Origin of the sequence: Pelagibius litoralis (genome assembly GCF_011683915.1) — a bacterium.
Lineage (GTDB): Bacteria > Pseudomonadota > Alphaproteobacteria > Kiloniellales > Kiloniellaceae > Pelagibius > Pelagibius litoralis.
This window is the reverse complement of the sequence record NZ_JAAQPH010000005.1, coordinates 247,162-273,047: the sequence shown is the minus strand read 5'-3', so window position 1 is coordinate 273,047 and position 25,886 is coordinate 247,162. Positions and strand designations below refer to the sequence as shown.

The window sequence follows — 25,886 nt, the reverse complement described above, 5'->3', positions numbered from 1 at the left end:
GATAAGATGACGTTCGACTACACCTCTCTCGGCTTCTATACCTTCGACTGCCTGGGGCGTCCGGTGACGGAGATTCCGCCCGGCGGCGGCACCTATTTCATCGACGAACTGACCCTTGCGGTGTCGGGCGCCGCCGGCAGCGCGGCGATCGTCGCCGCCAAGCACGGGCTCACGGTGCAGGCCGTCGGCGGCGTCGGCGAAGACGACATGGGCCGCTGGGTGCTGCAAAAACTCCAGAGCTTCGATGTCGATACCGTCAATATGGAGGTCTGTCCCGGCGTCTCGACCTCGTCTTCCATCGTGACCACCCGGCCCGACGGCGCGCGCCCGGCGCTGCACAAGAAAGGTGCCACCGGCGCCTTCTTCGTCACTGAAGACCGCCTGGACCGGGTGCTCGATACCCGCATTCTCCACATCGGCGGCGTCGGCCTGATGGACCGGATGGACGGCGCGCCCAGCGCGTCGCTCATGCGCCAGGCGAAAGAGCGCGGCTGCGTGACCACCCTGGATGTTTTTGCCAGTACCCAGGACGACATGCCCCTGGTGGAGGGGCTGCTGCCCTATACCGATTACTTCCTGCCGTCCGAGGAAGAAGCGATGGCCCTCTCGGGCCTGACGGATTACAACGATGTCGCCAGTTTTCTGCTGGATAAGGGGGCCGGCTGCGTGGTCCTGACCCTGGGGGTGGAAGGCGCCCTGTACCGGCACAGCGACGGCACCCGCTTTCATCTTCCGGCTTTTGACATTGATGTCGTCTGCACTTGCGGTTGCGGCGACTGCTTTAATGCGGGCTTCGCGACAGGACTTCATTTAGGATTAGATCCCGAGGCCTGCGTCCGCCTGGGGCAGGCCTCCTCCGCGCAGAACGCCATGGGCCTGGGGTCGCAGGCGGTGGTTGCTTCGCTGGAGGCGACGATGGCCTTCATGAACGGGACAGCGGTTAAAGTTTGACGCCGGCGCTGGCAGGGGCCTGTCGCGGCGACTACATAAAGAAGAACAGACAGCGAAAGCGAGAGCTGGTTCAGGCCATGCCCACTAGTCAGCGCAATCTTTCCCCCTCGGCAGCCCGGCTGCCCCTGAAGGATGCCCTGCGCATGCTGCGTTTCACCGTGAAGCGCGGCCGCACGCTGCTGGACAAACCCCTGGCCCCGGGGCCCTCGCCGATCAGCGGCATGGCGCGGGCGGTACTCAATGACTTCGACCAGATCGCCGACCGCGTGAACGACGTGGCGGCGGGCCTTTCCCGGCGGTTTCTCGATACCGACGAGTCCGGGCGCCTCTATTCCGCGACCCTTGCGGATATTGAGAACATCGGCGAGGCCGAGATTGTCTTTGCGCAGGCCGCCTACCATGGGCTGACCCGCGCCCTGCGGCATCTCGGTACCACCGAAGGCCTGGTCAGCGAGGTCCGCATGGCGGAAGCCTACAAGGCGGCGGTCCAGTCCGGTGCGGCGGAGAAAGACCGCTTTGCCCTGGCCGCCGCGCTGATGCAGGAGCTGGTGAAGCGCGGGGTGGTGCGCGACCTGCTTTCGGGATCGACGGAGGAAGGCGATTGCCTGACCGAGACCGATCTTGCGAAGGTGGCGATTTTCGCACTGATCTTGTGGTTCCTGGTCGACCGCCAGGACGACGAAGACGACGCCGAGGGGCTGCTGCTCACCTGCTGCGACATGGCGCGGGCCCTGAAATCCGATCTGGCGGAGAGCCTGGACGATGCCGAGCGTCTGCAGGATCTTATCGCCGCCTACGTCGACAAGATCTGAGGCTGCAATGGCGCTGCCGATACCCGATGCCCTGGCCGAGACCGACCGCCCCATCCGGCGCGCGATGCGCCGCCTGCGCTGGTTCAAGCAGTCCTTCGCCCAGCAGGTCGAGGCCATCGCCGCTGCCAGCGGCACCGAGTACAAGATCCACGACGACCGGCTGGCGAAGGCCTTCATTGCCTGGTTGAGGGCCTTTGACGCACAGAAACCGACACAGTCGACCGCCCGGCGGGATTTCACGAATTTTGCCTCCGGCCTGATGCTGCAGCAGCTGCTGCGCGACGCCCCCCTGGAGGTCGTCAGCGTTCCCGTCGGCTCCGATGCTTCGAACCCCGCCTATTACTGGCCCGAGGGCTACGTCTATGTGGCCTACTGCCTGAATGTGCGCGGCGCGGTGCTGGCGCAGGACTTCGATGAGGTTTTGAACCTGGCCCCGGATTTGTCCGACATACGGACCTGGTGGTCGTTCAAGGAGAACGTGACCGAAGATCCGTCGCTGGCGATCGCCTTTCTCGATCTCTTTTCCGGCCAGAACCCGAACTGGTCGACCCCGTCGCTGTTCTATGAACGCCCGGAGCAGCTGGAAGCGCAGCAGCGCCGTGGGATCGACGGCTGATCCTGTTTTCCGGAGCAAGTCATGCGAAACATCTGCTACGACGTCGCCGTGTCGGTGAACGGCTTTATCGCGGGGCCTGAGGACGATATCTCGGTCTATCCGCACGAAGGCGATCATGTGGATGCCTACTTCAAGCGCCTCGAGACCTACGACGCCGTCATCATGGGGCGGCGCACCTATGAGTTCGGCTATCGCTTCGGCCTGGAGCCGGGGCAGCGCGCCTACCCGCACATGCAGCACTACATCTTTTCGCGTTCGCTGGAGATCCCGGCGGGCGCGGCTGTCGAGGTTGTGCGCGACGATTGGGTCGATACCGTCAGGCGGCTGAAAACCACCGCCGGTGGCGATATCTATCTCTGCGGCGGTGGCAGCTTCGCGGGGCTCCTGCTGTCACAGGGCCTGGTCGACCGCCTGAGGCTGAAGGTGGCCCCGGTCATCCTTCATGCCGGCATAGCGCTGTTCGATGAGATTTCCGATGCGGCCAACCTGACCCTGACCGACGTCGTCCGTCACGATTCCGGCGTGACCTATCTGTCCTACGATCTTTGAAGGCTTGCCATGGTGCAGTGAGCCCTTGTTGGATCGCCGCTGCCGCCCGATAGTTTGCGCCGGGCAACGAGATAGCCGAAGGAGAGGAAGATGGCACCGGACGACACCGCGCCGCAGCCGGCGCGCGATCATAAGGCTTTTATGGATGCGCTCTACTGGTGGGGCATCCCAACCTTGTTCCGGGCGCCCCATGACCCGGACCCGGCAGCCTGCGACATCGCCCTGGTGGGGGTGCCGCACTCGACCGGCAACGGCACCACCGAACGCGACCAGCACCTGGGCCCGCGGGCGGTGCGCGACGTCTCGGCCAACGGCCGGCGGGTTCATATGCACTTCGGCCTCGACCCCTGGAATGCCTGCCGGATCAACGATCTGGGGGATGTGCCCCTGCCGGAGGCCAACAACAACGAGCGCTCGATCGAACGCATCACCGAGTTTTACCGGGCCATCGATGCTGCCGGTACGCGCCCGGTTTCGGTCGGCGGCGATCATTCCATTACCGGCGGTATCCTGCAGGCCCTGGGCGGTGCGGGCTCCCGGCTGACCGGCGGCAGGAAGGCGGCGATCCTGCACTTCGACGCCCATACGGATGCTTTTTCGAACATGAAGCACTTCCTGGGCGCCGAGAAGTCCGCCGCCCACTGGGCCTCCTACCTCGTGCGCGACGGCCATGTCGATGCTCACCGCAGCGTCCAGATCGGCATTCGCGGCAACGCCCGCACCCTGGACTGGCTGCAGCCGAGCTATGATCTCGGCTATGAGGTCATCACCATGGACCGCTATAAGGAGATCGGTGCGGACAGCGCCATCGACATCATGCAGCAGCGCATCGGCGACCATCCGGTTTACATCACCTTCGATCTCGACTGCCTCGACCCGACGGTGGCGCCGGGTTGCGCGAATATCGAGGCCGGCTGCAACGGCTTCATGGTCGACCAGGCGATGCAGCTTCTCCGCGCGCTGCGGGGCTTCAATATCATCGGCGGCGACGTCGCCTGCCTGATGCCGACCAAGGACAGCCCCAATAAGATCACTTCCATGGTGACCATGTCCGTGATGTTTGAGATGCTCAGCCTGATCGCCGACAGCCATTTCCGGGACTAGAGCAGATCCCGGTCGGATGGAATCGCCGAAGGCGATCCATCGACCGGGTGAATCTGCTCTAACTGTTTGATATCGATCGGATTCACATGTTTTGGCGCAACCACGAAGTGGTTCCGTCAAAACATGATCCGATCTAGGCTTGGTTCAACCCAGCAGGAAGACCCGTGACATCCGTGACAAATGATCTTCGCCGTCAGATCGCGCCGGTTTTCGGCCCCCTGGCGCTGCTCGAGCGCTTCTTTGCCGCGGCGGAGACTGCTGCTGACGATCTGGGCATTCTGCTGACCATCGAGCAGGATTTCGACGCCCTGCTGGCTTTCAATCAGACGCAACGGGAGAGCTGGTATCCGCTGACGCCGATGTACGACCCGCGGCTCAACAGGCTGACCCCGGAAAACTCCTTCTGGATCTCCGGCCGGGACAGCCGGGGCGACATCGTGGCGACCCAGTGCGCGCGCTTCTACGACTGGCGCGGGACCGACTTCAAGGCCGAGTTCGAATCCCTCCGGCTTGCCTACGCGGAGCCGGCGACCTGCGCGGCGCCCTCGGCGGCCCAGGTGACCGGGCCCGTGGTTTTCAGCGGCGCCGGCTGGTACCGCCCGGACTATCGCGGGAAGGGGCTTTCCAGTCTGCTGCCGCGTATCTCACGGGCGCTGGCGCTCACCCGCTGGGATACGGATTTCACCTACAGCTTCATCGAACCCAAGCTGGTCGAAAAAGGCATCGCCGCGCGCTACGGCTACACCAATATCGAGCCGGGGATCGAGTGGCTGAACTCCTTCCGGGGCAGCTGCGCCTTCTGCCTGCTGTGGATGCCCCGCGACCAGTTGCTGGCCGACATGCAGGTCTGGCTGGGTGGCCGGGCGGAAGCGGATGAACCTTCTCTGCCTGACCGGCAATCTGTCGATACGGGTTGAAACCGGCGGGGATCTTCGCTATCAAACCCGCCGCGGCGGAAGTCTTTGTGCCGTCGCCCATATTCGGAGCTTTTATGTTGGAGATTGCGGTAGCCCGCTGATGTCTCCCCTTTAGGAGACATGAGAGAGCGGCGTTGGGGACCATCCCGAAAGGGGCGGGCCGGCAACGCTGTCTGGCACCATCTCAGTTCCGAGTAAATCCCGTGAATATTTCCAAAGCTGAACAGCGCGTGCTGCACGTGCTGGCGCAGGGCGGCATATCCGCCATACGCGCGGCCCCAACGAACGCGGTCTGGGCCGTAAAACAATCAAAGTCCTCTGCGTGACCCGCGAGGGTCACATCCTCAGCGACTGCACTCTGGCGGTGTTCGCCCGCCTGCGCCGCAGGCGGCTGATCGCCTCGTCGAACGGCGGCCCCTATCGCGCAACGCGCCTGGGCCGCGTCTCGGTGCGTGCACAACTCGACAACCGATGATATCAGGAAGCCAATGATCATGAACAAAGCGAATACAATCCGTCCCGCCCGGCCCGACGACAAGGCCGCCCTGATGGCCCTGGCGGAGGCAACCGGCCTCTTCGAAGCGCCGGAGCTCGAAGAGTTTGAAGCGATGCTGTCAGCCAGCTTCGCCGGCGATCTCGGCGACGACCATCTCTGGATCGTCGCCGAGGACGACAGTGATGTGGGCGGTGGCTTGCGGGCCGCCGCCTATTATGCGCCGGAGATGATGGCCGATGCCGTCTGGAACCTCTACTTCATCGGCGTGCATCCGGACCAGCAGGGCCAGGGCCGGGGCGCCGCACTGCTGCGCCACGTCGAAGACGACCTGCGCGCAAAGGGCCAGCGCCTGCTCCTGGTGGAAACCTCCGGTTCCGACTCCCTGGAACTGACCCGGCGCTTCTACCGCAAAAACGGCTACGACGAAGAAGCCCGCCTCCGCGACTTCTACCGGGCCGGCGAAGACAAGGTGATTTTCCGGAAGGCGCTGTGAGCTGTTGTCACGTCGTCTTGAGAAGGTCGTAGAGCGTCAGCGCGATCACCTCCGTTGCTTTCGTGAGGTCATCCAGGGGCAGGCGTTCGTCGGCGCGGTGGGCGTTGGCTTCTTCGATGGTATGGGGGCCGGCGCCGTAAAGCACGGTGGGGATGCCTGAGGCCGTGTAGTGGCGCGCGTCGGTGTAGAGCGGCACGCCCTTGGCCGCCACCGTTTCACCCGTTACTTCCGATGCCCGTCCGGCCAGGACCTCGGTCAGGCGTTCGCCGCCGTCGAGCGGCATCAGCGGGGCGGCCAGCAGGACACGTTTGATGGTCACGGTGATGCCGGGAAAGGGCTGGACCGCGCCCTCGATCAGCGTCCGCAGCTCGGCTTCCACGGCCTCGGGGTTCTCCTCCGGAATCATCCGGCGGTCGAGGCGGAAGGTCACCTTGTCCGGCACCACATTGGTGTTGATGCCGCCCTCGATCAGGCCGACGGTGCACTGCGGGCTGCCGATGCCCTCGATCTTCGAGACCTGGGCCGAAAGGCTTTTGCGCCAGTCGTAAAGTGCGCTGAGGGCGGCATTGGCGGCCTCCAGCGCGTCGTGGCCGGTAAAGGGCATGGCGGCGTGGGCGGACTTACCCTCCAGCGTCACCGCCAGATGCAGGCAGCCGTTGTGGGCCGTCACCACGTTATAGGAGAAGCCCGCGCCGATGGAGAGGTCCGGCTTGGAGAGGCCCTGGTCGATCAGCCAGCGCGGCCCGATCTCGCCGCCGACCTCCTCGTCATAGGTGAAATGCAGTTCGATGGTTCCGCCCAGCTTGGCGCCCGCTGCCACCGCCTTGTCGAGGGCGATCAGGGCATAGGTGTAGGTGGCGAAGTCGGACTTGGAGACGGCGACGCCACGGCCGTACATCCAGCCGTCGACCACCTCGGCGCCGTAAGGGTCCTTGGTCCAGCCTTCGCCCGGCGGCACCACGTCGCCGTGGGCGTTGAGGGCCACCACCGGGCCCTCGCCATATTTCCGGCGCACCACCAGGTTGGTGGCGGAGATAATGCCGGCGGCGGTCACCGTCTCCGCCGGCACCGGATGGCGCTCTACCTCGAAGCCGAGTTCTTCCAGCAGCACGGCGGCGCGCTCGGCATGGGCCCGGCAGTCGCCGGGCGGATTGTCGGAGGGCACCTTCACCAGCTCCGCCAGGAAACGCGCCTGGGCATCGCGCTCGGCGGCGAGGGTGTTGCGGATGACGTTTTCGGAATCGCTCATGGCTTATGTCTCTTCTGATTTCTTTGTGCCGGATCTAGCGGGACAGGACCGCCGGGTCCAGGTGTTCCAGGAAATCCAGGAAGACCCGCGCCCCGATCTCGGTGTCTTCCGCCGTGATGCTTTCCAGCGGATTGTGGCTGATGCCGCCGCCGCAGCGCAGGAAGAACATGGCGATGGGGCAGAGGGTGGCCAGGGCCATGGCGTCGTGGCCGGCGCCACTGGGCAGGCGGTGGACGCGGATGCCCTGACGCTCGATGGCCTTATCCATCTCCGTCATCAGCGCGGGATCGCAGGCGACGGCGCCTTCGTCATAGAGACGCTCGACCGTCAGCTTCAGGTGACGCCGCACGGCGATCTCCGCCAGGGTTGTCTGCAGGGCGGCCATGGCGGCCTCGCGCTGGCCGTCTTCGGGCGCGCGGATGTCCAGGGTGAAGTCGACGCGACCGGGGATGACGTTGACCGCGCCCGGCCCCGCCGCGATCCGCCCGACCGTGGCGACCAGGCCGTCTTCTGACTGCCCCAGGCGCTCGACGGCGCCGATCATCTCTGCCGCGCCGCTGAGGGCGTCCTTGCGCAAATGCATGGGCACGGTGCCGGCGTGGCCGGCCATGCCCTCCAGGCTGAGGGCGAAACGGCTGGCGCCGTTGATCGCGGTTACCACCCCGACCGGCAGGCCCTCGGCCTCCAGCACCGGGCCCTGTTCGATGTGCAGTTCGACGAAGGCCAGGATGTCTTCCGGCTTGCGGGCCTCGTCGGCGATTCTGTCGGGATCGCAACCGAAATGGCGCAGGGCCTCAGCCAGGCTGGTGCCCTCGCTATCGCGGAGGGTAAGGATCGCCGGATCGACGGTCCCGGCGACGGCGCGAGAGCCGGAAAGCGTGGTGGGGAAACGCACGCCTTCCTCGTCGCCGAACGCGATGATCTCGACCGCGAAGGGCAGGCGTTTGCCCCGGGCGTTCAAGTCGGCGACGCAGGCGATGGGCAGGGCGACCCCCAGGTTGCCGTCGTAGGCCCCCGCATCGCGCACCGTATCGATATGCGATCCGGTGACCAGGGTCTTGGCGTCCGGTGTTGCGCCCTCATAGCGGCCGACCACATTGCCGATGGCATCGATCCGCACCGTCATGCCGGCCTGTTCCATGGCGGCGATGACCGCCTCGGCGCAGGCCTTGTGCTCGGCGCTGAGGAAGACGCGGGTCAGCTTGTCCGGCGCTTCGCTGAAGCGGGCCCAGTCGTCGACCATGGCCTTGATGCTTGCGCCGGTGCCGGCAAGGCTGTCGATTATCGCGGTCGTTGTCATGGCAGCATGTCCTTCAGCCGCAGCAGGGCGATGCGCTCGATCTGCTTGAGGGCGGCGGCGAATTCCGCCGCCGGATCGTTCTCCAGGCGGGCCTGAAAAGCGTCCAGGATCTCGTCCTTGCTGCGCCCTTTCACAGCCATGATGAAGGGCATGGCAAAGCGCGCCTTGTAGCGCTCGTTCAACCCGGTGAAGCGCTGTCGTTCTGCGTCGCTCAGCAGGTCGAGCCCGGCGGAGGCCTGTTCCCGGCTGGACTCGGCGGTCAGTCGCCCGGCGGCGGCCAGGCGCCCGGCCAGGTCCGGATGGGCGATGATGAGCGCGCGCTTCTGTGCCTCCGTCCCCTTTGCCAGGGCCGCGGCCATCAGCTTGTGCAGGGCTTCGGCGGTCTCGGTGCCCTCCGGGATGCCCGCATCGTAAGCGGCCTCGGCAATCCAGGGCGAGTGCTCGAAAACGCCGCCGAAATGGGCGACGAAGGCATCGCGGTCCAGAGCGGCGATGTTCGTTTCACTGACATCGTTCAAGGCCTGTGCCTTTCGTGCCAGTGGCGGGCGATATCGATGCGCCGCGGCGTCCAGACCGCCTCGTGGGACTTCACGTAGTCGAGGAAGCGGGCCAGGGCGGCGGCCCGCCCCGGCCGCCCGGTGAGGCGGCAATGCAGCCCGACCGAGAGCATCTTGGGCGCGCCGGCCTTGCCCTCGGCGTAGAGCAGATCGAAGGAATCCTTCAGGTAGGTGAAGAACTGGTCGCCCGCATTGAAACCCTGGGGGGTGGCAAAGCGCATGTCGTTGCTGTCCAGGGTGTAGGGAATGATGAGATGGGGGCCCTTCGGCCCCTCGACCCAATAGGGCAGGTCGTCGGCGTAGGAATCGGAGGAATAGAGGAAGCCGCCTTCCGCCATCACCAGATCCAGGCTGTTTTCGGAGGTGCGGCCGGTATACCAGCCGAGCGGGCGCTCGCCGGTGACGGCGGTATGGATTCGGATCGCCTCTTCCAGGTGGGCGCGCTCCTCCTCCAGGGCGAAATCCTTGTATTCGATCCATTTCAGCCCGTGGGAGGCGACTTCCCAGCCGGCCTTTTGCATCGCGGCGACGGCGGCGGGGTTGCGCTCCAGCGCGGTGGCCACACCATAGACCGTGACCGGAACCTCCGCCTGATGGAACAGCCGGTGAAGCCGCCAGAATCCGGCCCGGCTGCCGTATTCGTAGATCGATTCCATGTTCATGTGGCGCTGGCCGGGCCAGGCCTGGGCGCCGACGATTTCCGACAGAAAGGCTTCGGAACCGGCATCCCCGTGGAGAATACTGTTTTCGCCGCCTTCTTCGTAGTTGATGACGAACTGCAGGGCGATGCGGGCGCCGCCGGGCCAGGCCGGGTCGGGCGGGCTCTCGCCATAGCCGATCAGATCGCGTGGGTAGTCGCCGGTCATCTTTCCTCTTTTTCCGTTGTTGCCGGTCTTTTCAGCAGGCCGCCGCCGGGTTCATAGTAATGCAGATGAAGGGAATCGCAGTTACAGGTTTTTTTTGAAACTGCTTCAGGAGGGAGTAGTCTTCTGTTTCCCGTCGCGACCGGCGAGAATAATGCGACTCATAAGGTCAGCGACAAAGCGAGGACCCCTCTATCCAACCAGGGTCCGCCCGTAAAGGGCAAGCTTTCCGGGCAGCCCAAGGCCGCCCGGAGGGTAAAGCAAGGACAGGGCTGATCAGGAGGGGGATCATATGACTGGCAGCGACGCCAGCGGGTCAGGAAAGCTGACCACCCACGTGCTCGACACGGCCTATGGCCGCCCGGCGGCCGGGGTGCGCATCGATGTCTTTCGCCTCGATGAGAGCACAAGAGATCGTTTGATGACGGTCAAAACCAACGCCGACGGCCGCTGCGACGGGCCGCTGCTGGCCGGGGACGACTTTGCGGTCGGTTCCTACGAGCTTGTGTTCCACGTGGCCGACTATTTCCGGGCGCTTGGGGTGGCGCTGCCCACGCCGGCTTTCCTGGATGTGGTGCCGATTCGCTTCGGCATCGCCGAAGCAGGACAGCACTACCATGTGCCGCTACTCGTCTCGCCCTATGGCTACTCGACCTACCGGGGGAGCTGAGGCGATGCGCGGCGAAATCCGTTTCCTTCTGGATGGCGCGCCGCGCAACCTGACGCAGGTCGACCCGACCATGACGGTGCTGGACTACCTGCGCCTGGAAGAGCACCTGGTCGGCACCAAGGAAGGATGCAACGAGGGCGACTGCGGAGCCTGCACCGTGGTGCTGGCGCGGCCGCGCGACGGTGCCCTCCACTATGAGGCGGTCAACGCCTGCATTCAGTTCGTCGGCACTTTGGACGGCTGTCAGCTCATCACCGTGGAGCACCTGGCCAAGGATGGCGCCCTGCATCCGGTGCAGCAGGCGATGGTGGATTGCCACGGCTCCCAATGCGGGTTCTGCACGCCGGGATTCGTCATGTCGCTCTTTGCCATGACCCGCGATCATGCCGAGGCGCCTGACGATCAGAGCATCGACGATGTGCTGGCCGGCAACCTCTGCCGCTGCACCGGCTACGCGCCCATCGTCAAGGCCGCCAGGCAGGCCTATCAGAAGAACCCGCGCGGTGATGTCTTTGCCCGCGATGAAGCGGCCACCTTCGCAAAGCTTGGGGCATTGCAGGACGACGCGACCATCGCCGTGAGCGATGCGGCGGGCGCGCGGCGTTTTTTTGCGCCGGCAGGTCTGGACGACCTGGCCGCGCTCTACCTCCAGCACCCGGACGCCACCCTGGTTGCCGGCTCGACCGACGTCGGCCTCTGGGTGACCAAGGATATGCAAAGGCCGGAGACGGTGATCTATCTCGGCCGGGTTGCCGAACTGGCGCAGATCGCGGAGACCAAAGACAGTATCGAAATCGGCGCCGGGGTCAGTTACAGCGCCGCCATGGCTGTTCTCGGGGAGCACTATCCCGACATGGGCGAGGTGGTCCGCCGCATCGGCTCGGTTCAGATCCGCAATGCGGGGACCATCGGCGGCAACGTCGCCAACGGTTCACCCATCGGGGATTCGCCGCCCTTGCTGATCGCCGCCGGGGCTATTTTGCATCTGCGCAAAGGCGGCGAACGGCGTTCGTTGCCGATCGAAGACTTCTTCATCGACTACGGCAGGCAGGACCGCGCGCCCGGGGAATTGGTCGAGCGGATATCGCTGCCGCTGCCCGAAGCCGGCACGCGGTTTCGCGCCTACAAGATCTCCAAGCGTTTCGACCAGGATATCTCCGCCGTTCTCGGCGCCTTCAGTCTGAAGATCGAGGCGGGGCAGGTGTCTTCCGCGCGGCTCGCCTTCGGCGGGCTTGCCGCGACACCGAAGCGGGCTGCTGCCGCCGAAGCGGCGCTCGCCGGGGCGGCCTGGAACGAAGCGACCGTCGCGCGCGCCATGGCCGCTTTGGCGGAAGACTTCAGCCCGATCAGCGACTGGCGTGCCTCGGCGGACTATCGGCTTAAGGTGTCGCAAAACCTGTTGCGGCGCTGCTTCATCGAAACCACCGAGCCGGATTGCGAGACGAGACTCGTTGGGCAACCGGGGCTGGCCCATGCCTGAGAGAGCCGAGGCGATCAAGGGCGGTGTGCAGGCGGCCTGGCGCCACGATAGCGGGCACAAGCACGTGTCCGGCGCGGCGGCCTACATCGACGACCTGCCGGAGGCGCAGGGGCTGTTGCATGTCTACCTCGGCCTCTCGACCGTTGCCCATGCCCGCATCAAAAAGCTGGATCTGGACGCGGTGCGCGCGGCGGAGGGGGTTGAAGACGTACTGACCGCCGCCGACATCCCCGGGGCCAACGACATCAGCCCGACCCACCGCCATGACGAACCGGTCCTGGCGGTGGGGATCGTCGAGTTCGTGGGGCAGCCGATCTTCGCCGTGGCGGCGACGACCCGCGATGCGGCGCGGCGGGCCGCTCTCCTGGCGCGGGTCGATTACGATCCCCTGCCGGCGGTGATCGGCATGGCCGAGGCCCGGCAGGACGGCACCCTGGTGACCGACCCCATGACCCTTGCCCGTGGCGATGCAGAGGTGGCGTTGAAAGCGGCGCCGCGGCGCCTCAAGGGGCGGATGCAGGTCGGCGGGCAGGAACATTTTTATCTCGAAAGCCAGATCGCCATGGCCATTCCCGGCGAGGACGACGAGGTGCGGGTGCTGTCCTCGACCCAGCATCCAACGGAAATCCAGACCATGGTTGCCGGGGCGCTGGACGTGCCCGCCAATGCGGTGACCACGGAGGTGCGGCGCATGGGCGGCGCCTTCGGCGGCAAGGAAACCCAGGGCAACCTCTTTGCCGTGATCGCGGCGCTGGTCGCCAAGAAGACCGGGCGTGCCGCCAAGATCCGGCCCGACCGCGACGACGACTTCGCCGTCACCGGCAAGCGCCACGACTTTGAGATCGACTACGAGGTCGGCTTCGACGACGACGGCCGCATCCTGGCGGTGGACATGACCTATGCGGCGCGCTGCGGCTGGTCGTCGGATCTTTCCGGCCCGGTCACCGACCGCACGCTCTTTCATGCCGACAACTGCTATTACTTTCCCGACGTGCGCCTGACCTCCGAGCCCTTGAAGACCAACACCTGCTCCCACACCGCCTTTCGCGGTTTCGGCGGCCCCCAGGGCATGATCGGCGGCGAGCGGGTGATCGAGGAGGTGGCCTTCGCGCTCGGTAAAGACCCGCTGGCAGTGCGCAGGCTGAACCTCTACGGGCCGGGCGGGCGCGACATGACGCCCTACCACCAGCGGGTGGAAGACAACATCGCGCCAGAGATCATCGAGAAGCTGGAGGCCGACAGCGGCTATCAGGCGCGGCGCGCGGAAATCAGGGCCTTCAACGAAACTTCCCGGGTGATCAAGCGCGGGCTGGCGCTGACGCCGGTGAAATTCGGCATCTCCTTCACGCTCACCGCCTACAACCAGGCCGGGGCGCTGGTGCACATCTACCGCGACGGCTCGATCCACCTGAACCACGGCGGGACCGAGATGGGCCAGGGCCTCTACACCAAGGTCGCCCAGGTGGTGGCCGAGGCCTTCCAGGTCGATATCGACCGGGTGCGCATCACCGCCACCTCCACCGGCAAGGTGCCCAACACCTCCGCTACGGCGGCCTCTTCCGGTTCCGACATCAACGGCATGGCGGCGCTGGCCGCCTGTGACAGCATCAAGACGCGGCTGGTCGACTTCGCGGCGGAGAACTGGGAGGTGCCGAAGGAGCAGGTCGAGTTCCTGCCCGGCTGCGTGCGTGTCGGCAACCAGGAAATCGCCTTCGCCGACTTCGTGAACGCCGCCTATCTGGCCCGCGTCTCGCTGTCCTCGACCGGTTTCTACAAGACGCCGAAGATCCACTGGGACCGTGCGGCGGGCAGGGGGCGGCCGTTCTATTACTTCTCCTACGGCGCGGCAGCCAGCGAGGTGGCGGTCGATACCCTGACCGGTGAATACCGGGTGGAACGGGTGGATATTCTGCATGACGTCGGACAGTCCCTGAACCCGGCGCTCGACCTCGGCCAGATCGAGGGCGGCTTCGTCCAGGGCATGGGCTGGCTCACCACCGAGGAGCTGTGGTGGGATGACGCCGGGCGGTTGCGCACCCATGCGCCCTCGACCTACAAGATCCCCGCCTGCAGCGACCGGCCGCGGGTCTTCAACGTCGCGCTGCTGGAAGACAGCCCCAACCGGGAGGAGACCATCTATCGCTCCAAGGCGGTGGGCGAGCCGCCGCTGATGCTGGCGATCTCGGTGCTGCATGCGCTCTCCGACGCCGTTGCCTCGGTGGCGGACCATCGTCTCTGTCCGCGTCTCGATGCGCCGGCAACGCCGGAGCGGGTGCTGATGACCATCGAACGCCTGCGCGCTGAGGCCGCCGCGCTGGAGGGAGGTGCGGCATGAGCGCGCGCTATCTTGAGGTCTCGCGGCTTGAGGTAAAGGGCGTTACCAAGCGCTTCCCCGGGGTGGTCGCCAACGACCGGGTCGACTTCGCCGTCGGGCCGGGCGAGGTTCACGCGCTGCTGGGCGAGAACGGTGCCGGCAAGTCGACCCTGGTGAAGATGATCTACGGCGTGCTGCATCCCGACGAGGGAACGCTGCTGTGGAACGGCGAGGCCCTGCAGATCGCCGATCCCCACGCGGCACGGGCCCTGGGCATCGGCATGGTGTTCCAGCACTTCTCGCTCTTTGAGGCGATGACGGTGCTGGAGAACATCGCCCTGGGCATGGACAAGCCCGGCGACATGGCCACTCTGGCGACAAGGGTGCGCGACGTCTCGCAGGCTTACGGCCTGCCGCTGGACCCGGAGCGCGACGTCTACACGCTCTCGGTGGGGGAGCGTCAGCGCATCGAGATCGTGCGCTGCCTGCTGCAGAACCCGAAACTCCTGATCATGGACGAGCCGACATCGGTGTTGACGCCGCAGGAGGTCAGCAGGCTCTTCGAGACGCTGCGCAAGCTGGCGGCGGAGGGCGTGTCGATCCTTTACATCTCCCACAAGCTGGAAGAGATCAAACAGCTCTGCGACCGCGCCACCATCCTGCGCGGCGGCAAGGTCGTGGACACCTGCGACCCCGCCGCCGAGACCGCCAAGTCGATGGCGCAGATGATGATCGGCGCCGAACTGAAAAGCGTGACCAGGCGCGGCGGCGCCAGCCTCGGCGAACCGCGCCTGGTGGTCGAGGGTCTGACCCTGGCCTCGGAAGACCTGCACGGCGTCGATCTGAAGAACATCTCCTTTTCGGTCAAGGCCGGAGAGATCTTCGGCATCGCCGGTGTCGCCGGCAACGGCCAGAACGAGTTGCTGCTGGGCCTGTCGGGCGAGCGGCTGGCCGATCACGATTCGGTGCTGCGCATCGATCACAGGGTTCTTGGCCGCAAGGATGCCGGACAACGCCGCCAGTACGGCCTCTGCTCGGTTCCGGAGGAGCGCAACGGTCACGGCGCGGTGCCGGGCATGAGCCTGATCGAAAACGGCGTGCTCAGCGCCCACCACCGCATGGGGCTGGTCTCCTCTCTGTTCATCCAGGCCGGGGCGGCGGCGCGCTTCGCGGCTGAGATCGTGAAAACCTTCGATGTTCGTACGCCGGGCACCGGGGTTTCCGCCGGCAGTCTTTCGGGCGGCAACCTGCAGAAGTTCGTCGTCGGGCGGGAGATTCTGCAGAAGCCGACGGTGCTGGTGGTCTCGCAGCCGACCTGGGGCGTCGATGCCGGTGCGGCGGCGGCCATTCATCAGGCGCTGGTCGATCTGGCGGCGAAGGGCGTGGCGGTGGTCGTCGTCTCCCAGGACCTCGACGAGCTGCTGGCCATCACCGACCGCCTGGCGGTGATCAACGTCGGCGTGCTCTCCAGCGCCATGGTGACGCAGGAGGCCTCGGTCGAGGAAATCGGCCTGCTGATGGGCGGCGTCCACGGCCTCGATACGGCCCCGGCAACCCCGGACGCGGAGACAGCCCATGTCGCCTGATCCCGGTCTTTTGAATCCGGCGGCCTGGAAGATCGAGCCGCGGCGCGAAATCCCGCGCAGCCTGCTCTACGCCACGCCTTTGCTGGCGGTGGTGCTGACCGTGATCGCCGGTTTCTTCATCTTCCTCTTCATGGGTTACGACCCGCTGCTCTCGCTCTATCACTTCTTCATCTCGCCGCTGCTGACGCTCTACGGCCTCAGCGAGCTGATGGTGAAGGCCGGTCCCCTCATCATGATCGGCGTCGGGCTGGCGGTCGGCTTTCGCGCCAACGTCTGGAACATCGGGGCGGAGGGACAGCTGACCCTGGGCGCCATCACCGGCGGCGTGGTGGCGCTGGCCTTCTGGAACGAGACGGGCTGGTGGATCCTGCCGCTGATGTGCGGGGCCGGCATCCTCGGCGGTATGGCCTATGCGGCGATCCCCGCCTTCCTGCGCACCCGCTTCAACGTGAACGAGATCCTGACCAGCCTGATGCTGACCTATGTCGCGACGCTGTTCCTCTCGACCCTGGTCTACGGTCCCCTGAAAGACCCCATGGGTTTCAACTTTCCCCAGTCGCGCATGTTCAGCGATTCGGGCCTGCTGCCGATCCTGCTGGAGGGAACGCGCCTGCACCTGGGCAGCGGTCTGGCCATCGCCATTGCGGTGGCGGGCTGGGTGCTGATGACCTACACCATCGTCGGCTTTCAGGTCCGCGTGCTGGGCCAGGCCCCGGCGGCGGCGCGCTATGCCGGCTTCAGCGGCAAGCGCCTCGTCTGGTTCTGCCTGCTGCTGAGCGGCGGCCTCGCCGGTCTGGCCGGTACCTTCGAGGTCGCCGGGCCGATCGGCCAGCTGATTCCGGTCATCTCGCCGGGCTATGGATTCACCGCGATCATCGTCGCCTTCCTCGGGCGGCTGCACCCCCTGGGCATCATCCTCTCCGGCCTGGTGATGGCGCTGTCCTATATCGGCGGCGAAAACGCCCAGGTGGTTGTCGGCCTGCCCCAGGCGGTGACCGGCGTGTTCCAGGGCTTGCTGCTGTTCTTCCTGCTCGCCTCCGACTTCCTGGTGCGCTACCGCATCCGGCGCCGGGCGATACAGGCCGCCCCCGACGGCCAGACTCAAGCGGCGGAGGGGGCGTCGTGACCCTCGATATCCTGGTTCCGATCATTCTTACCGTCGTCGGCTCGGCGACGCCGCTGCTCTTCGCCGCGCTCGGCGAACTGGTGGTGGAGAAGTCCGGCGTCCTCAACCTGGGGGTCGAGGGCATGATGATCATGGGGGCGGTGGCCGCCTTCGGCGTTGCGGTCTCCACCGGCTCCGGCACCCTGGGCATCGTTGCCGGTGCGGCCGCGGGTATGGCCATGGCTTTCGTCTTCGGCGTCCTCACCCTCACCCTGGCGGCCAATCAGGTGGCCACCGGCCTGGCGCTGACCATCTTCGGGCTCGGGCTTTCCGCCCTGCTGGGGGCCGGCTTCGTCGGCATTCCGGTGGCGCCCCTGGCGAAACTCGCGATCCCCGGCATCAGCGACCTGCCGGTGATCGGGCCGCTGCTTTTCGCCCACGACGCGCTGGTCTATCTCTCCCTTGCCGCCGTGGTCGGGGTCGCCTGGTTCCTGAAGAAATCACGCGCCGGGATGATCCTGCGCGCGGTCGGCGAATCCGATATCTCGGCCCATTCCATCGGCTACGACGTGATCGCCGTGCGCTATCGCGCCGTGCTCTTCGGCGGGGCCATGGCGGGCCTCGGCGGTGCCTTCCTCTCGCTCTCCTACACCCCGCTGTGGAACGAGGGCATGACGGCGGGGCGCGGCTGGATCGCGCTTGCCCTGGTGGTGTTCGCCACCTGGCGGCCCTGGCGGTTGTTGGCGGGCGCTTATCTGTTTGGCGGGGTCACCATTCTGCAGCTCTACAGCCAGGGGGCGGGGGTGGCCATCCCGGCCCAGGTTCTGTCCATGCTGCCCTATCTGGCGACCATTCTTGTACTGACGATTATCGCCGCCGGGCCCTGGAAGGGGCGCCTGGATGCACCGGCTTGCCTTGGCAAGCCTTTTAGGCCATCAACGTGAGTTAAGGGACACCAACAAGAATAGAACCCAAAGCAAGGAGGCTCAGATGAGCAACAACGTTTCACGCCGCCACTTTCTGGCAGGCAGCACCGCCGCCGCCGGCGCCCTTTCCCTGGGCGGCGCTTCGGCCTTTGCCGCCGACCCCTTGAAGGTCGGCTTCGTCTACGTCGGGCCGGTCGGCGATTTCGGCTGGACCCACGGCCATGACCTGGGCCGCAAGGCCATCGAAAAGGAATTCGGCGACAAGGTGGAGACCACTTTTGTCGAGAAGGTCGCCGAGGGCCCGGATGCGGAGCGGGTGATCCGCCAGTTGGCCTCCTCCGGCAACAAGCTGATCTTCACCACCTCCTTCGGCTTCATGAACCCGACGATCAAGGTGGCCAAGCAGTTCCCCGACGTGAAGTTCGAGCATGCCACCGGCTTCATGACGGCCAAGAACGTTTCGGCCTATAACGCGCGCTTCTACGAGGGCCGCGCGGTGATCGGCACCATGGCCGGCCATATGACCAAGACCGGCAAGTTCGGTTACATCGCCTCCTTCCCGATCCCCGAGGTGGTGATGGGCATCAACGCTTTCATCCTGGCGGCCCGCAAGGTGCGCCCCGATGCCGAGATCAAGGTGGTCTGGGTGAACTCCTGGTTCGACCCGGGCAAAGAGGCCGATGCCACCAAGACCCTGATCGACCAGGGCTGCGACATCATCACCCAGCACACCGACAGCCCGGCGCCGATCCAGACCGCCGGCAGCCGCGGCGTCTGGTGCTTCGGCCAGGCCTCGGACATGTCCAGCTTCTCGCCGGAATACCACGCCACCGCGATCCTGGATGTCTGGGACAACTACTATGTCGAGCGCACCCGCGCGGTGATGGACGGCAGCTGGGAAACCTCCAACGTCTGGCAGGGCATGAAAGAGGGCATGGTCCAGATGTCCCCCTACAACGAACGCCTGCCGGCCGAGGTGGTGGAAGCGGCGGAGACGGTGCGCAAAGGCATCCTCGACGGCAGCTATCTTCCCTTCGCCGGCCCGATCAAGGACCAGGACGGCAAGGAACGCATCGCCGCCGGCGAAGCCATGGACGACGGCGCCCTCCTGTCGATGGACTGGTACGTCGAGGGGGTTACGGCCTAGGCCGCGCGACATTGGAAGTAAAAAGGCGGCGGAGAGTGATCTCCGCCGCCTTTTCCTTTTGGGAGCGCCGGTTTTACCCGGCCGTCTCCGGCGCCGGGTTCTCCGTCTTCGCGGGGGCGTTCGGGGTCAGGCGGCTGCCCAGGGCGTACCAGTCGAAATTGCGGGTCGCGTACATGGCCGCCGCCAGCAGGGCCAGCAGCAGGAAGCTGCCCATCAGCATGGCGTGGTCTTCCGACTGCAGGGTGATGAAGAGGTAGCCGTAGACGGCGGCGAGCAGGCTGCCGAGCAGCAGGCCCCGTGTCCAACTGGCGGTGATCTTGGCGGCGTAGAGCGTGACCAGGGCGACGCAGACGAAGGCGGCGATGCCGTAGGCCAGTTCGAAGCCGATCACCTCGGCAAGAGACAGCTGCAGCAGGAAGAACAGGGTGATCGCGGCGCCGACCATCAGGTACTGCACCGCATGCAGGCGCTTGCGCCCCAGCGCCTCGAAGATGAAGAGGGTGCCGAAGGTCACGATGACGAACAGCAGCCCGTACTTCACCGAGCGTTCGCTCTTGCTGTAGAAGTCGACCGTGTTCAGCAGGCGCGTTTCCACGCCGCCCTCGACGATCTGTTGCACCAGGACGTTGGCCCCGCCGCTGCCCCCGCTCCCAGGGGTGTTGGCGCGCAGCACCTGGGGCAGGCCGCGCGCCAGGTGGGAAACCTGCCACTGGGCGGAGAAGCCTTCGGCGCCGACCTGGTTGGTGATCGGCAGGTTGACCCCGGCGAAGCTGGGGTGGGGCCAGTCGCCGGCCAGGGTGATGTCGTTGGCGCGGCCCAGCGGCACGAAGCGCAGGCGCTCGCTGCCCTTCAGGTCGACATCGAAGGCGAAGTCCAGGGCGCCGGAGTCCGCCGTCAGCCGCGGCAGCGGGGCCTGGATCCACGACAGCTTGGTGTCGCGGGCGCCGGGCAGCGCTTCGCTGCGCACGTCGAACTGCAGTTGCGTGCCGCCCCACTGCAGCGCCGGCGCGTTGGCGCTGCCCCGTAGGTCGGAGAGGTGGACGAGCAGTCTCGCCTCGTCCAGCAGCAGCCGGGCGTTCCTGTCCACCGGCAGGGCCGCTGCTGCGGGAATGCGGAACTGCCCCTGGGATTGCGCGGCGACGGTATAGAGCAGGGCTTCGTAGATGCCGCGCTTGCGTGTCTGGCTGGTCAGACCGGCGGTGACGTTCTGGGTTTCCGGCATGATGTAGAGGTGATGGCGAAACCACTGCTGCTCGTCGACGTAAATCGGCTTTTCCTTGGTCCAGTCCGGCGCCTTCACCTTCACCATGCGGGGTTCCTCGATCGGCAGAAGCAGGACCGGCCCGGCGATGGTCTGCGCCCGGCCCCAGCTTTCGCCCAGACCGCGTTCGACCGCCTCGCTCAGGTAGGCGCGTTCCCGCACCACCGACCAGACGTATTCCAGCGGCACCGTCATGATCAGCACCAGCAGGCCGAGCAGCCCGATTTTAAGAAGCGCGGCGTAGCGCGAGAAGAAGGTGGATACGGTCTTTCCGTCCTGCATGATTGAAGTCCCCAATGTCCGCTCTCTGGCCGCGCCGGCCCAGCCGCCGCGCCCGGTTGATTCCCACTGCGGCTTTGTGACGCCGGTTTAAGGCAGACCCGGGGCATGACCGGGCCGCTTCCAAGGCGATATTGCGGCGATGGCGGGGGGAGGGGGGTGTTGGGGAATCCGGGCGAAGCTGAAGGTTACGGCCTCTTCTTCGCTGCCTTGGTCTTGCTCTTTCTCTCCTGCAACCCCCTTACCGTTGTTCCCTGCAACCTCTCCTCAATCGCCTGCGCCAGCCGCGACACGGCGAAGTCGGCGAAGACTTTGACGCGGGCCGGCAGCAGGCGGCGGTGGGGGTAGAGGATGCTCAGGGTGGCGGGCTCGGGCGGGTGATCGGTCAGGACGGGGACGAGGCTGCCGTCGCGCAGAAGCTCGGCGACTTCCCAGAGCGGTTTCATGGCGATGCCCTGGCCGGCCAACGCCCAGGCGGTAAGGACATCGCCGTCGTCGGCGTCGAAGCTGCCGCGCACCGAAAGCGTCTGCGGCCCGTCCGGGCTTTGGAGCGTCCAACGGTATTGCTGGGAACCGGGGAAACGCAGCAGCAGGCAGTTGTGGTCCAGCAGGTCCTCGGGCTTCTCCGGTATGCCCGCCGCCGAGAGGTAGGCGGGCGCGGCGCAGAGAACGCGCTCGCAGTCGGTGATCTTGCGGGCGATCAGCGAGGAGTCGGAGAGGATCGCCATGCGCACCGCCACGTCGACGGACTCGGTCAGCAGGTCGATGATGTGTTCGGACAGGCGCAGCTGCAGCGTCACCTGGGGATGGGCGGCCTGAAACTCGGGCACCAGGGGTGCCAGGATGCGCCGCGCGAAGCCGAGGGGGGCGGTGACCCTGAGCGTGCCCTGGGGCGCGCCGCCGGCTCCGGCGGCGACGTTCTCCGCCCGCTCCACCGAAGCGATGACCTCCAGGGAAGCCTGATAGAAGGCCAGGCCCTGCTCGGTCGGCTGCACCCGCCGGGTGGTGCGGTTCAGCAGGCGCACGCCCAGATGCGCCTCCAGCGACTGGATGCGGTGACTCACCACGGCAGGGGAAAGCCGCAACTGCCGCCCGGCGGCGGACATGGAGTCCTGCTCCACCACCCTTACGAAAACCCGAATGTTTTCCAGTAGGGACATGCATGACCTCTTATTCTTCACGCCAGTTTATTCGGATTTCTTTGAAAGTGATAGCGCGAGGCTTTCGATTTCTTGGTGGGCGGTGGAGGGGTAGCATGGCGGTGTAAGGCCCATGGTGCCGGATTACCCTCGCAGATCGAGGCCGGCACGGGACGAGGTGGCGGAGACTAAAGGGGAACTGCTCCATGGTGATGGTGTTCTGGGAATGGCTGGATATGGCGGTGCGCTGGCTGCATGTCATCGCCGGTATCGCCTGGATCGGCAGCTCGTTTTATTTCATCGCCCTCGACCTCAGCCTTAGGAAGCGTGAGGGCCTGCCCGAGGGCGCCGGCGGAGAGGCCTGGCAGGTGCACGGCGGCGGCTTCTACAACATGGTGAAATACATGGTCGCGCCGGCGCGCATGCCCGACCAGCTCACCTGGTTCAAGTGGGAGGCCTATACCACCTGGCTCTCCGGCGTTGCCCTGCTGGTCCTGGTCTACTACCTGCAGGCCGAGCTTTACATGATCGACGCGGCGGTGATGGCGCTGGCGCCCTGGACGGCGGTGGCGATCTCCGTCGGTGGCCTGGCGCTGGGCTGGGTTGTCTACGACCTGCTCTGCAAGTCGCCGCTGGGGCGCAACGACACCGTGCTCGCCCTCGTCGGCTTCGTCTTCCTGGTGGCGATCAGTTACGGCTTCACGCTGGTGTTCTCCGGGCGCGGCGTCTACATGCAGATGGGCGCCCTGATCGGCACCATGATGGTGGCCAACGTCTTCGTCATCATCATCCCCAACCAGCGCAAGGTGGTGGCCGACCTGATCGCCGGGAAGCAGCCGGACCCCAAGCTGGGCGCCCAGGCCAAGCAACGCTCGCTGCACAACAACTATCTGACCCTGCCGGTCATCTTCGTGATGATCTCCAATCACTATCCCCTGGCCTTCGCCAGCAAATGGAACTGGCTGATCCTCGCCATCGTGCTGGTGATGGGCGCGCTGATCCGCCACTTCTTCAACACCAAGCACAAGGGCGGCAAGGAACCCTGGTGGACCTGGGGCGCGGCGGCGCTGGGCCTCACCGCCATCGTCTGGCTGAGCGCCCAGCCGGCGACGCCGGTTGAGGAGGCGAAGGTGCCCCAGGGCTACGAGATGGCGGAGGTGGAAAACGTGGTGCTGTCGCGCTGCTCCATGTGCCACGCGGCGGAGCCACTCTGGGAAGGGATCACCGTGGCGCCCAAGGGCGTGCTGCTGGAAACCCCGGCGCAGATCCGCGCCCATGCCCGCGCGATAGAGATGCAGGTGGTGCGGAGCCACGCCATGCCGCCGGGCAACATCACAGAGATCGAGGCGGAAGAACGCCAACTGCTCGCCGCCTGGCTCGCCGCCGGCGCACCGGCTTGGTAGGCGGCATTTCATGAGCAAACCAAGCCGTGCCATCCGGGGTCGCGTCCTGACCTTCAACGACGACCCGCAGACCGCCGGTTCTGCCGCTCACGAATTCATTGAAGACGGATTGATCGTCATCGCCGGCGGCCATATCGCCGAAGTGGGGGAGGCGCCGGCGCTGCTGGCGAAACTGCCTGACAGTGTGATGTTGGATCACTACCCCGATGGGCTGATCCTGCCGGGCTTCATCGACACCCACATCCACTATCCACAGACCCAGGTCATCGCCTCCTACGGCGCCCAGCTTCTCGATTGGTTGGAGCGCTATGCGCTGGTCGAAGAACAGCGCTTCGGCGACCCGGGTCATGCGGCGGCGGTGGCCGGCTTCTTCCTCGACGAACTGGCGCGCAACGGCACCACCACGGCGGCGGTCTACTGCAGTGTGCATCCGGAATCGGCGGAGGCCTTCTTCGCCGAGTCCGACCGCCGCAACACCCGCATGGTCGCCGGCAAGGTGCTGATGGACCGCAACGCGCCGGCGGCCTTGCAGGACACGGCGGAGCGCGGTTACGCGCAGACCAAGGCGCTGATCGAACGCTGGCACGGCAAGGGGCGGCAGCTTTATGCGGTGACGCCGCGCTTCGCCATTACGTCCAGCGAGGCGCAGCTCGAAGCCGCCGGGGTACTGCTACGGGAGCATCCGGACTGCTACATGCAGACCCACCTGAGCGAGAACCGGCGCGAGATCGAAACCGTGCGCGCGCTCTTTCCCTGGGCGGAAAACTACACATCCGTCTACGACCGCTTTGGTCTGCTGGGGCCGCGGTCGCTCTTCGGCCACTGCATCCACCTGGAGGAGGGCGAGCGCAGATTGCTCAGCGAGAGCGGTTCCGTCGCTGCCTTCTGCCCGACCTCCAATCTCTTCATCGGCTCCGGCCTTTTCGATCTTGCCAAGGCGCGCGACCCGGCTTTCCCACTGCGCGTTGGTCTCGCCACCGACGTCGGCGGCGGCACCAGCTATTCCCTGCTGCGCACCCTGGCGGAGGCCTACAAGGTGTTGCAGCTGCAGGATCAGAACCTGCCGGCGCTGGAGGCTTTCTACGCCATCACCCTGGGCAACGCCCGGGCGCTGGGCCTGGAAGATCGGATCGGTTCCCTGGCGCCGGGCAGGGAGGCCGATGTCACGGTGCTGGACGCGAAGGCCACGCCGGCCATGGCCCACCGCTGCGAGCGGATTGAAACCCTGGAGGAGGAGCTTTTCCTGCTCATGACCCTGGGCGACGACCGCGCCATCAGTGCGACCTACATCGCCGGGGAACGGCGGCATGTGCGCAGCGGCGGTTAGCGCGTTTTCGACCGAAGCCGCAAAGGCACCAGCCCGGCAGTTGAATCACAACCAATTGTATATATTAGAGTTTCCTGCGTCTTGATTCATGGTTAACGGCTTCCCAACTGTCCCCTAACGCCAGCAGCCCGATGCTTTCTCGGCCGGGCGCGATAACCTCGACAGGATGGACGAGATGGACCGCAGCATGACGTCGAACCTCCAACAGAAAACCGATCGCCGCCGTTTCACCCGCCTGATGGCCGGTTTGGGACTGGGCGTGATGACCCTGGGCTTATCGGCCTGCGCCGGTGTTCAAAGTCAGCCGCGCGATCCGAACCGCAAGCCTTTCTGGGAGCGCAACGAGCAGCGCGACGACTGAGGGAGGCCGGCCCGGCCGGCTTTGCAGTCAAGCCTTGCTGTAAACAGGATCTTCACCACATCTTCCTAGTGGTATAGTGGTTGTGGCCTGGTGCCCTGCGCCAGATTGCACACCCAGATCGAAGCTAGGAAACCGGCATGACTCCGGAGCGGAACCCCTGGAACGACGATGATCGCGACGCACCGAGGGGCGGTGGCGGCGGGCCAGGCCTGTGGCTCTGGGCGCTGCTGGTGGCAGGTATCATGGGGCTGGTCTGGTTGCTGATCTCGCTGTTTCCACAACGCGACCTGGCCTCGGGGGACTGGGCCCAACTGGTGAAGCTGGGCGCCATTCTGGCGGTCTGCGCCAGCGGGCTGCTCTTCGTGCGGCGCATTCCCATCGGCGAGACGCTGCGCAGCCTCGCAATCTGGGTCGGCATCGGTGCGCTGCTGCTAATCGGCTACTCTTTCCGGGATGACTTCTCCGGCCTCGGCAACCGCATCGCCGGCGAGCTGATGCCCTCGCAGGCGGTGGAGGTGGGCGAGGGTGTGGTGGAGATCCGCACCGGCATCGGCGGCCATTTCACGGTCACTGCCGAGGTCAACGGGGTGGCGGTCGACTTTCTGGTCGATACCGGCGCCAGCGATATCGTGCTGAGCCCCGCCGATGCTGAGCGTGTCGGCTTTGATCCCGCGGCTCTCAGTTTCACCCGGCAGTACTCGACCGCCAACGGCATCGGCCGCGGCGCCCCGGTACGTCTCGACGACATCGCCATCGGGCCGATCTACTTCGACCGCGTTCCGGCCTCGGTAAACGAGGCGCCGATGTCCAATTCCCTCCTCGGCATGACCTTTCTGCGTCAGCTCGACTCCTACGAGGTGCGCGGCGACGTCCTGATCCTGCGGCGCTAGAGTCTTTTCGACTGACGTCGAAGGGGGAGCGGGCCGGTACCGTGAAAACGAAAAGGTTTAGAGGGATTTCCGGACCGCTCTGGCATACCAC

The 25,886-nt window shown here is 65.8% G+C and carries 26 protein-coding genes; 20 read left to right on the top strand and 6 right to left on the bottom strand.

Annotation, left to right across the window (positions count from 1 at the left end; genetic code table 11):
- Positions 1–6: 6 nt before the first annotated feature.
- From HBA54_RS08875 to HBA54_RS08840, 9 genes are all read left to right on the top strand, one after another.
- Positions 7–951, top strand: a complete 945-nt coding sequence (locus tag HBA54_RS08875) for a carbohydrate kinase family protein (RefSeq protein ID WP_167223549.1) — start codon at positions 7–9, stop codon at positions 949–951.
- 77 nt (positions 952–1,028) lie between these two features.
- A complete protein-coding gene (locus HBA54_RS08870) occupies positions 1,029–1,763 on the top strand; it encodes a hypothetical protein (protein ID WP_167223547.1) in 735 nt (244 codons plus the stop codon).
- Positions 1,764–1,770: 7 nt separating this feature from the next.
- Positions 1,771–2,379 carry a hypothetical protein gene (locus HBA54_RS08865; RefSeq protein ID WP_167223545.1) on the top strand — a complete coding sequence of 203 codons (609 nt, stop codon included), beginning with the start codon at positions 1,771–1,773 and terminating at the stop codon, positions 2,377–2,379.
- Between the two features lie 21 nt (positions 2,380–2,400).
- Complete coding sequence (locus tag HBA54_RS08860) at positions 2,401–2,928, top strand: dihydrofolate reductase family protein (protein WP_167223543.1); 528 nt, start codon at positions 2,401–2,403, stop codon at positions 2,926–2,928.
- 90 nt (positions 2,929–3,018) lie between these two features.
- A complete protein-coding gene (locus HBA54_RS08855; RefSeq protein ID WP_167223541.1) occupies positions 3,019–4,032 on the top strand; it encodes an arginase family protein in 1,014 nt (337 codons plus the stop codon).
- A gap of 164 nt (positions 4,033–4,196) precedes the next feature.
- On the top strand, positions 4,197–4,949 hold the full coding sequence (locus HBA54_RS08850) for an FmdB family zinc ribbon protein (protein WP_205944503.1): 753 nt from the start codon (positions 4,197–4,199) through the stop codon (positions 4,947–4,949).
- Between the two features lie 203 nt (positions 4,950–5,152).
- On the top strand, positions 5,153–5,275 hold the full coding sequence (locus HBA54_RS30010) for a YjhX family toxin (RefSeq protein WP_437126177.1): 123 nt from the start codon (positions 5,153–5,155) through the stop codon (positions 5,273–5,275).
- Positions 5,272–5,424, top strand: a complete 153-nt coding sequence (locus HBA54_RS30005; RefSeq protein ID WP_322095998.1) for a YjhX family toxin — start codon at positions 5,272–5,274, stop codon at positions 5,422–5,424. The genes HBA54_RS30010 and HBA54_RS30005 overlap by 4 nt, the downstream gene beginning before the upstream one ends.
- 19 nt (positions 5,425–5,443) lie before the next feature.
- Positions 5,444–5,938 (top strand): GNAT family N-acetyltransferase, encoded by a 495-nt coding sequence (locus HBA54_RS08840; RefSeq protein WP_167223537.1) that lies wholly within the window; start codon positions 5,444–5,446, stop codon positions 5,936–5,938.
- A 7-nt stretch (positions 5,939–5,945) separates the two neighbouring features.
- Here the strand turns inward: HBA54_RS08840 and HBA54_RS08835 are convergent, their stop codons facing one another.
- Genes HBA54_RS08835 through puuE form a run of 4 tightly spaced genes read right to left on the bottom strand, consistent with a single transcriptional unit; the run spans position 5,946 to position 9,910 of the window.
- The gene (locus HBA54_RS08835; RefSeq protein ID WP_167223535.1) at positions 5,946–7,187 is read right to left on the bottom strand and encodes a M20/M25/M40 family metallo-hydrolase; all 1,242 of its coding nucleotides are present in this window, start codon (positions 7,185–7,187) and stop codon (positions 5,946–5,948) included.
- A gap of 34 nt (positions 7,188–7,221) precedes the next feature.
- Entirely contained in the window at positions 7,222–8,487 is a 1,266-nt protein-coding gene (locus HBA54_RS08830) for an allantoate amidohydrolase (RefSeq protein WP_167223533.1), read from the bottom strand.
- Positions 8,484–9,005: a 2-oxo-4-hydroxy-4-carboxy-5-ureidoimidazoline decarboxylase gene (uraD, locus tag HBA54_RS29615; RefSeq protein ID WP_205944502.1), complete on the bottom strand. Its 522-nt coding sequence runs from the start codon at positions 9,003–9,005 to the stop codon at positions 8,484–8,486. The genes HBA54_RS08830 and uraD overlap by 4 nt, the downstream gene beginning before the upstream one ends.
- Complete coding sequence (gene puuE / locus HBA54_RS29610; protein WP_167223531.1) at positions 9,002–9,910, bottom strand: allantoinase PuuE; 909 nt, start codon at positions 9,908–9,910, stop codon at positions 9,002–9,004. Before puuE ends, uraD begins: the two co-directional genes overlap by 4 nt.
- Positions 9,911–10,199: 289 nt before the next feature.
- On the opposite strand from puuE, the gene uraH reads away from it, so the two are divergent.
- The 7 genes from uraH to HBA54_RS08785 are packed head-to-tail and all read left to right on the top strand — an operon-like array spanning position 10,200 to position 19,135.
- On the top strand, positions 10,200–10,577 hold the full coding sequence (gene uraH, locus HBA54_RS08815; protein ID WP_167223529.1) for a hydroxyisourate hydrolase: 378 nt from the start codon (positions 10,200–10,202) through the stop codon (positions 10,575–10,577).
- A 4-nt stretch (positions 10,578–10,581) separates the two neighbouring features.
- Positions 10,582–12,057 carry a xanthine dehydrogenase small subunit gene (xdhA, locus tag HBA54_RS08810; protein WP_167223527.1) on the top strand — a complete coding sequence of 492 codons (1,476 nt, stop codon included), beginning with the start codon at positions 10,582–10,584 and terminating at the stop codon, positions 12,055–12,057.
- A complete protein-coding gene (gene xdhB / locus HBA54_RS08805; RefSeq protein WP_167223525.1) occupies positions 12,050–14,392 on the top strand; it encodes a xanthine dehydrogenase molybdopterin binding subunit in 2,343 nt (780 codons plus the stop codon). Before xdhA ends, xdhB begins: the two co-directional genes overlap by 8 nt.
- Positions 14,389–15,957, top strand: coding sequence for an ABC transporter ATP-binding protein (locus tag HBA54_RS08800; RefSeq protein WP_167223522.1), 1,569 nt, complete (start codon positions 14,389–14,391; stop codon positions 15,955–15,957). Before xdhB ends, HBA54_RS08800 begins: the two co-directional genes overlap by 4 nt.
- Positions 15,947–17,083, top strand: a complete 1,137-nt coding sequence (locus HBA54_RS08795; RefSeq protein WP_167223520.1) for an ABC transporter permease — start codon at positions 15,947–15,949, stop codon at positions 17,081–17,083. Before HBA54_RS08800 ends, HBA54_RS08795 begins: the two co-directional genes overlap by 11 nt.
- Complete coding sequence (locus HBA54_RS08790) at positions 17,080–18,006, top strand: ABC transporter permease (protein WP_322095997.1); 927 nt, start codon at positions 17,080–17,082, stop codon at positions 18,004–18,006. The genes HBA54_RS08795 and HBA54_RS08790 overlap by 4 nt, the downstream gene beginning before the upstream one ends.
- Before the next feature lie 46 nt (positions 18,007–18,052).
- Positions 18,053–19,135 carry a BMP family ABC transporter substrate-binding protein gene (locus HBA54_RS08785; RefSeq protein ID WP_167223518.1) on the top strand — a complete coding sequence of 361 codons (1,083 nt, stop codon included), beginning with the start codon at positions 18,053–18,055 and terminating at the stop codon, positions 19,133–19,135.
- Positions 19,136–19,208: 73 nt separating this feature from the next.
- Here the strand turns inward: HBA54_RS08785 and creD are convergent, their stop codons facing one another.
- Together creD and HBA54_RS08775 are read right to left on the bottom strand one after the other, a co-directional pair.
- A complete protein-coding gene (gene creD, locus HBA54_RS08780) occupies positions 19,209–20,678 on the bottom strand; it encodes a cell envelope integrity protein CreD (protein WP_167223516.1) in 1,470 nt (489 codons plus the stop codon).
- A gap of 185 nt (positions 20,679–20,863) precedes the next feature.
- Entirely contained in the window at positions 20,864–21,835 is a 972-nt protein-coding gene (locus HBA54_RS08775) for a LysR family transcriptional regulator (protein WP_167223514.1), read from the bottom strand.
- Between the two features lie 185 nt (positions 21,836–22,020).
- Here HBA54_RS08775 and HBA54_RS08770 point away from each other — a divergent pair, with 185 nt between their 5' ends.
- The 4 genes from HBA54_RS08770 to HBA54_RS08755 all read left to right on the top strand — a co-directional run bounded on the left by HBA54_RS08770 (position 22,021) and on the right by HBA54_RS08755 (position 25,795).
- Positions 22,021–23,217 (top strand): urate hydroxylase PuuD, encoded by a 1,197-nt coding sequence (locus HBA54_RS08770; protein WP_167223512.1) that lies wholly within the window; start codon positions 22,021–22,023, stop codon positions 23,215–23,217.
- Between the two features lie 10 nt (positions 23,218–23,227).
- Entirely contained in the window at positions 23,228–24,544 is a 1,317-nt protein-coding gene (guaD, locus tag HBA54_RS08765; protein ID WP_167223510.1) for a guanine deaminase, read from the top strand.
- Positions 24,545–24,719: 175 nt separating this feature from the next.
- Positions 24,720–24,905, top strand: coding sequence for a hypothetical protein (locus HBA54_RS08760; RefSeq protein ID WP_167223508.1), 186 nt, complete (start codon positions 24,720–24,722; stop codon positions 24,903–24,905).
- A 137-nt stretch (positions 24,906–25,042) separates the two neighbouring features.
- Entirely contained in the window at positions 25,043–25,795 is a 753-nt protein-coding gene (locus HBA54_RS08755) for a retropepsin-like aspartic protease family protein (RefSeq protein WP_167223507.1), read from the top strand.
- Positions 25,796–25,886: the final 91 nt, after the last annotated feature.

What these genes read in the sequence shown, in the direction of transcription:
- HBA54_RS08875 (WP_167223549.1), top strand. Translation starts at nt 7, where the DNA reads ATGACGTTCGACTACACCTCTCTCGGCTTCTATACCTTCGACTGCCTG.
- HBA54_RS08870 (WP_167223547.1), top strand. Translation starts at nt 1,029, where the DNA reads ATGCCCACTAGTCAGCGCAATCTTTCCCCCTCGGCAGCCCGGCTGCCC.
- HBA54_RS08865 (WP_167223545.1), top strand. Translation starts at nt 1,771, where the DNA reads ATGGCGCTGCCGATACCCGATGCCCTGGCCGAGACCGACCGCCCCATC.
- HBA54_RS08860 (WP_167223543.1), top strand. Translation starts at nt 2,401, where the DNA reads ATGCGAAACATCTGCTACGACGTCGCCGTGTCGGTGAACGGCTTTATC.
- HBA54_RS08855 (WP_167223541.1), top strand. Translation starts at nt 3,019, where the DNA reads ATGGCACCGGACGACACCGCGCCGCAGCCGGCGCGCGATCATAAGGCT.
- HBA54_RS08840 (WP_167223537.1), top strand. Translation starts at nt 5,444, where the DNA reads ATGAACAAAGCGAATACAATCCGTCCCGCCCGGCCCGACGACAAGGCC.
- HBA54_RS08835 (WP_167223535.1), bottom strand. Translation starts at nt 7,187, where the DNA reads ATGAGCGATTCCGAAAACGTCATCCGCAACACCCTCGCCGCCGAGCGC.
- HBA54_RS08830 (WP_167223533.1), bottom strand. Translation starts at nt 8,487, where the DNA reads ATGACAACGACCGCGATAATCGACAGCCTTGCCGGCACCGGCGCAAGC.
- puuE (WP_167223531.1), bottom strand. Translation starts at nt 9,910, where the DNA reads ATGACCGGCGACTACCCACGCGATCTGATCGGCTATGGCGAGAGCCCG.
- uraH (WP_167223529.1), top strand. Translation starts at nt 10,200, where the DNA reads ATGACTGGCAGCGACGCCAGCGGGTCAGGAAAGCTGACCACCCACGTG.
- xdhA (WP_167223527.1), top strand. Translation starts at nt 10,582, where the DNA reads ATGCGCGGCGAAATCCGTTTCCTTCTGGATGGCGCGCCGCGCAACCTG.
- xdhB (WP_167223525.1), top strand. Translation starts at nt 12,050, where the DNA reads ATGCCTGAGAGAGCCGAGGCGATCAAGGGCGGTGTGCAGGCGGCCTGG.
- HBA54_RS08800 (WP_167223522.1), top strand. Translation starts at nt 14,389, where the DNA reads ATGAGCGCGCGCTATCTTGAGGTCTCGCGGCTTGAGGTAAAGGGCGTT.
- HBA54_RS08795 (WP_167223520.1), top strand. Translation starts at nt 15,947, where the DNA reads ATGTCGCCTGATCCCGGTCTTTTGAATCCGGCGGCCTGGAAGATCGAG.
- HBA54_RS08785 (WP_167223518.1), top strand. Translation starts at nt 18,053, where the DNA reads ATGAGCAACAACGTTTCACGCCGCCACTTTCTGGCAGGCAGCACCGCC.
- creD (WP_167223516.1), bottom strand. Translation starts at nt 20,678, where the DNA reads ATGCAGGACGGAAAGACCGTATCCACCTTCTTCTCGCGCTACGCCGCG.
- HBA54_RS08775 (WP_167223514.1), bottom strand. Translation starts at nt 21,835, where the DNA reads ATGTCCCTACTGGAAAACATTCGGGTTTTCGTAAGGGTGGTGGAGCAG.
- HBA54_RS08770 (WP_167223512.1), top strand. Translation starts at nt 22,021, where the DNA reads ATGGTGATGGTGTTCTGGGAATGGCTGGATATGGCGGTGCGCTGGCTG.
- guaD (WP_167223510.1), top strand. Translation starts at nt 23,228, where the DNA reads ATGAGCAAACCAAGCCGTGCCATCCGGGGTCGCGTCCTGACCTTCAAC.
- HBA54_RS08760 (WP_167223508.1), top strand. Translation starts at nt 24,720, where the DNA reads ATGGACCGCAGCATGACGTCGAACCTCCAACAGAAAACCGATCGCCGC.
- HBA54_RS08755 (WP_167223507.1), top strand. Translation starts at nt 25,043, where the DNA reads ATGACTCCGGAGCGGAACCCCTGGAACGACGATGATCGCGACGCACCG.